Genomic DNA, 4964 nt, shown 5'->3' with positions numbered 1-4964 from the left:
GGCCTCATTTCTCGCTGCCGTCCAGATCAGATGCATCGCTCTCTGGGCTAAAATCTTGTGACGACACTATCTAGACATCATACTGCATTCAGTAAAAGAGGATTCTTTCACCGCGCGACGACATGGCTGTGCCAATGTCTGCGCCACGTGGATCTAAGCGTAGTAGAGCAAGGTTAATCAGCCAGTGAATCGTAATATCCTGCAACAGGTAATCAGGCAAAGAGGTGATTTTTTTCACCGATAAATGTTAAGCCACTCTTATGCTTTAAAAAACGGCTGCGTTTAAAATGTGTCAAATTGCAACAGCCAAAATAACACCGTCTAATTTGTTATTAATCAAGGAAATGGTGCTCAAATTTGCACTCTGCCCACCAGGGCATACGCTTAAGTGAACGCGGCGACATATCGCCTGATAACGTCAAATCGAGGAGTGATACAAATGGCTAAAGTGCTGGTGCTTTATTATTCCATGTATGGACACATCGAGACCATGGCTCATGCAATAGTAGAAGGGGCAGAGAAAGTGTCAGGCGCAGAGGTGGTTATCAAGCGCGTGCCCGAAACCATGCCGCCTGAACTGTTTTTGAAGTCCGGGGGCAAAACGCAAAATGCGCCAGTCGCCACGCCGCAGGAGCTGGCAGAATACGACGCCATCATCTTTGGTACCCCTACCCGCTTTGGCAATATGTCCGGCCAGATGCGCACCTTCCTTGACCAGACCGGCGGCTTGTGGGCCTCCGGCGCGCTGTACGGCAAACTCGCCAGCGTCTTTAGCTCTACGGGAACCGGTGGCGGCCAGGAACACACCATTTCATCCACATGGACTACGCTTGCACATCATGGCATGGTCATTGTGCCCATCGGATACGCCGCGCAGGAATTGTTTGATGTTTCACAGGTACGCGGCGGTACTCCTTACGGCGCGACGACCATCGCCGGGGGCGACGGTTCTCGTAAGCCAAGCCCCGAAGAACTGGCGATTGCCCGCTACCAGGGGGAATACGTCGCCGGTCTGGCAGTCAAACTGAACGGTTAACCTTCCACAGGAGGAGATCAATGCCTACTCAAGAAGCAAAAGCCCACCGCGTTGGTGAATGGGCCAGCTTACGCAACACTTCACCGGAAATTACCGAAGCGATCTTCGAGGTCGCTGACTACGACGAGGTGCTGGCGGAAAAAATTTGGGAAGAAGGCAGCGATGAAGTGCTGATGCGCGCCTTTGCAAAAACCGACAAAGACGCGCTCTTCTGGGGCGAACAGACCATCGAACGTCAAAACGTCTGACCAGACTCTCCCCCGCCTGTGCGGGGGATTTTTTTATTTCGCCGCCGCGTTTACCACCGCATTGAATTTCTCCAGCGGGCAGAAACCTTCACCGTCAATCGGGCAGCCTTTCAGCGCCAGCGTCACGCGCTGCGGCGGAGCTTTCAGCGTCAGCACCTGTGTATTACGCAGCTGGTTGCTGCTCTGATAGACATACTCGATTTTCATCAGCTCGCGTTTACGCTGGCTGTCATACCAGCGCTGGAAAACAATCTTGCCGCCAATGGGCGTACGCTCGAACTGATCGTGAAGCTGATATGGCGCAAAATCCAGCGCCGTCAGCAGCGAGGCGATGTTGGAATCATGCCCCACCAGCACCGTCACCTTCGGCGTGTTGGCCGCATCGCTCACCAGCGCCTTGTCGATATACTTCACCAGCGGTTTCGCCACGTTGCGCGCCACGTCAGGTGACGTGAACAGCGCATCCTGATAGCTGTTTTTGATCTTCGAGAGCAGGCGCCACTGCTGCTCGGTTCTGATTTCTCCCCACGCCACCTGGTCCGTCGGGAAACCTTCGTAGTATTGCAGCGTAAAAGCATCAACGAGCGAATTGCCAATTTTCAACGGCCCGGATACACCCGGCTCCTGCTGTACCGACGCGCTAAAGGTGTCCGTGGCGCTGGCCAGCGTACAGAGCTGCTTCTCTTTGCACGATGGCGACTGATCGTAGCGGACGATTTTCTCCAGTAACTGATAGCTCTCACTCAGGGAATCTTTCTGATGCTGCGCCTCCATCGCTTTTATCGCCTGCTCACCAAACGCGGCGGTGCTATCGGTGATAACCGGATTAAATGTCGGGTCCATTGACCCCATTTTTTCCTGATGATGCACCGGGACATCACACCCCGGAAACGCGCCGGTGATAAAGAACTGTGCGGTGGCAACCGTGCGCTGCAAACTGTTAGCATAGGCGTAAACCATTCCCGGCGTCGGGCATTCACCGGAGGTCACCAGCTTTTGATCCGCCAGCCATTCACGCATGTAGTGGCCCATGTAGACCTCAAGCACCCCGCCTTTGGTAGTCAATTGCCCACCAGGCACTTCCCATTCCGGCCACTTATTGGGCGTGGATTGTTCCAGCACGCTGCCATTATTCGCCAGTGGCGCACGCAAGTTATGGCGGCTCATGATCAGCACTTGTTCAAGCTGATATCCCTGCGGCGTGGTGTCTGCCAGTGCGTTCGTCGTGAACGGCAATGTCGCGGCAAACGCGAGAGTCCATACTGAATGCTTCATCCTGCCTTCCTCATCCTGATGTTGGTGAAGTGAAAGTGTGACATATTTGTAAAGCTTTGCAGTGAAACGCAGCGCAGAAGTGACATCTCGCACACATCGCTTTCCCGTGAGCAAATGTAGTTTTATAATAAAACTATTAACCGGAGAGCGAATATGAAACGTACCCGCCTTGAAGCCAGCGCCTGCCCTGTTGCCCGTTCACTGGATGTGATTGGCGACTGGTGGTCATTACTTATCGTGCGTGATGCGCTGCGTGGTGTGACGCGCTTCGGTGAATTTCAAAAGAGTCTGGGTATCGCCAAAAATATGCTCACCACGCGCCTGAAACTGCTGGTCGATGAAGATATCCTGAAATTACAGCCCGCCTCCGACGGCAGCGCGTGGCAGGAATACGTGCTGACGGCGAAAGGGCGTGCCCTGCAAACCGTGCTGGTAGCCCTGTCACAATGGGGTAATGACCATCTGTATGCCGACGATGAGTGCGGCACCGTGCTGGTCGATAATGTGTTCCGTCAGCCGCTACAGAAATTACAGCTGCGGGCGGAAGATGGCCGCCCTTTGCAACCCAACGAGATTGTTCCTCGCTATCCTGACGCTGATTAATCAATGCCTTAATGTTGCGTGTCGCAAGAGCGCACATTTTGCCATCTGAAATGGTTGCATTATAAAACCAAATATATCATGCTGGATTTAGTTTCATTATAAAACCTTTTACTTCACTTTCGCTTTGACGGGGTATAACAATGGCTACGCAACGCAGTATCGCGCTTATCACTGGCGCATCATCCGGCATTGGCGCGGTTTATGCCGACCGACTGGCAGCCCGCAATTACGACCTGGTGCTGGTCGCTCGCCGCGCCGACCGCTTACAGACACTATCGAGCGCGCTGGAAAAACGCTACGGCGTACGCGTGAGCACGCTGATTGCCGATCTCAGCAAAGCGGAAGGGATTGAGCGCGTCGAAGAGACGTTACGGCAAAACAGCGCCATTGAGCTGTTGGTCAATAACGCCGGGGCCGCCAACCTCGCCCCGTTCCTCTCCTCAGATGCCGAGTCGCATGAAGCGCTCAACACCCTTAACACCACGGCGCTGATGCGCCTGACGCTGGCAGTCCTGCCGCGCTTTGTTGAGCAAAACCGTGGGACCATCATCAATATCGCTTCTGTGCTGGCGTTTCATGCCCGGGCGGGTAGCGCCGTTTACAGCGCCACCAAAGCCTGGGTGCTGAATTTCACCCGTGGCTTGCAGGAGGAATTTGCCGACAGCGCGGTGCGGATTCAGGCGGTTTTGCCTGCGGCGACGGCGACAGAAATTTGGGGACATTCAGGGGTGACACTGGACTCACTGCCCGCCGGGTCGGTGATGACCACCGAACATCTGGTGGATGCGGCGCTGGCCGGCCTGGATCAGGGGGAGCTGGTGACCATTCCGCCGGTGGAAGATCTTGCCCTGTGGCAACGCTGGGAGGAGGCGCGTCTGGCGCTGTTCGGCGCATCGCGTAACGGCACGCCCGCCTCACGCTACCCGATAGTCTGAGGGTAATATCAGGTTCGCCAGCCGACGAATTGACTGGCGAATCTTTTCACGTGTGATGCGGTTATTTCACGCCGTTGTAGCCGTCAAGATAGGCACCCGCCAGTTCGTTATACCAAAGCACATTGTCTTTAGCCTCCGCGTCTTCTTTCCACTTATCCTGCTTATTCGGGGTGAAATGGTGCTCCACCTGGTTTTGCTCCTGACCGAGCTTACGCGTTGCATCAGCAATCTCAGTCGCCTGCGCCAGGGTCACCCCTTTTTGCCGGTCTGCCGCGCCCCGGGCATAGATATTGCGAAACTTCGGTAAATTGAGTTCCACCATGCCCCCTCGATCGGTTGCCATATTGCCATTCAAAGTGCCCGATGCATTGTAAGCAAAATGTCGAGCGTGGCGTTCCACAGAAGTTTGTGTACTACATGCTGCAAGAGCAACTGCCATGACCATTAACGCTATCTTTTTCATTATTCTATCCTTATGAGTCCTGCCAGCAGTCTACTCAAAGCGAAGCCTAACGTGTTGATCACACAGGGCATAAGAATAAAAATGGCTGATAACGTTAGCGCAGACGCTCACCCTGAAGCGGAACAATACGGTTAATCAGCGCCACGCCGTCAGCCAGACAATCGCCGGAACAGCCAGAAGTGCAGGCAGGCAGAATCCTGCCCCGGTGGCGATGTTGGGGTATTTTCTCATTATAGAATTGTCTCTGGGTTGCCATAAAAATCTGCCCGCGTTCCCTGAACAAGCAGGCAGATTATCAATACATCTTATTTATTAATAAAACCTTAATGACTAGATAGTGTCGTCACAAGATTTTAGCCCAGAGAGCGATGCATCTGATCTGGACGGCAGCGAGAAATGAGGCC

The 4964-nt window shown here is 54.0% G+C and carries 6 protein-coding genes; 4 read left to right on the top strand and 2 right to left on the bottom strand.

Annotated elements, in window-relative coordinates; translation table 11 throughout:
• The first annotated feature begins 439 nt into the window (after window positions 1-439).
• Both wrbA and ACSZPU_RS23320 read left to right on the top strand, forming a co-directional pair.
• Window positions 440-1036: an NAD(P)H:quinone oxidoreductase gene (gene wrbA, locus ACSZPU_RS23325; protein WP_499003766.1), complete on the top strand. Its 597-nt coding sequence runs from the start codon at window positions 440-442 to the stop codon at window positions 1034-1036.
• 20 nt (window positions 1037-1056) lie between these two features.
• Window positions 1057-1284 (top strand): YccJ family protein, encoded by a 228-nt coding sequence (locus tag ACSZPU_RS23320; RefSeq protein ID WP_499003763.1) that lies wholly within the window; start codon window positions 1057-1059, stop codon window positions 1282-1284.
• 33 nt (window positions 1285-1317) lie between these two features.
• On the opposite strand, the gene agp is transcribed toward ACSZPU_RS23320, so the two are convergent.
• Window positions 1318-2559, bottom strand: a complete 1242-nt coding sequence (agp, locus tag ACSZPU_RS23315) for a bifunctional glucose-1-phosphatase/inositol phosphatase (RefSeq protein WP_499003758.1) — start codon at window positions 2557-2559, stop codon at window positions 1318-1320.
• Window positions 2560-2712: 153 nt separating this feature from the next.
• Here agp and ACSZPU_RS23310 point away from each other — a divergent pair, with 153 nt between their 5' ends.
• Both ACSZPU_RS23310 and ACSZPU_RS23305 read left to right on the top strand, forming a co-directional pair.
• Window positions 2713-3162 carry a winged helix-turn-helix transcriptional regulator gene (locus ACSZPU_RS23310; protein WP_499003754.1) on the top strand — a complete coding sequence of 150 codons (450 nt, stop codon included), beginning with the start codon at window positions 2713-2715 and terminating at the stop codon, window positions 3160-3162.
• Window positions 3163-3302: 140 nt separating this feature from the next.
• The gene (locus ACSZPU_RS23305; protein WP_499003749.1) at window positions 3303-4097 is read left to right on the top strand and encodes an SDR family NAD(P)-dependent oxidoreductase; all 795 of its coding nucleotides are present in this window, start codon (window positions 3303-3305) and stop codon (window positions 4095-4097) included.
• A gap of 61 nt (window positions 4098-4158) precedes the next feature.
• Here ACSZPU_RS23305 and ACSZPU_RS23300 read toward each other — a convergent pair whose 3' ends face one another.
• Window positions 4159-4560: an Exc2 family lipoprotein gene (locus tag ACSZPU_RS23300; protein WP_499003743.1), complete on the bottom strand. Its 402-nt coding sequence runs from the start codon at window positions 4558-4560 to the stop codon at window positions 4159-4161.
• Window positions 4561-4964 lie beyond the last annotated feature (404 nt).

The sequence above is a fragment of the Phytobacter sp. V69 genome, from assembly GCF_965644215.1.
Lineage (GTDB): Bacteria > Pseudomonadota > Gammaproteobacteria > Enterobacterales > Enterobacteriaceae > Phytobacter.
Note: the sequence above shows the minus strand (reverse complement) of the source record. Positions and strands in the feature narration are given on the sequence as shown.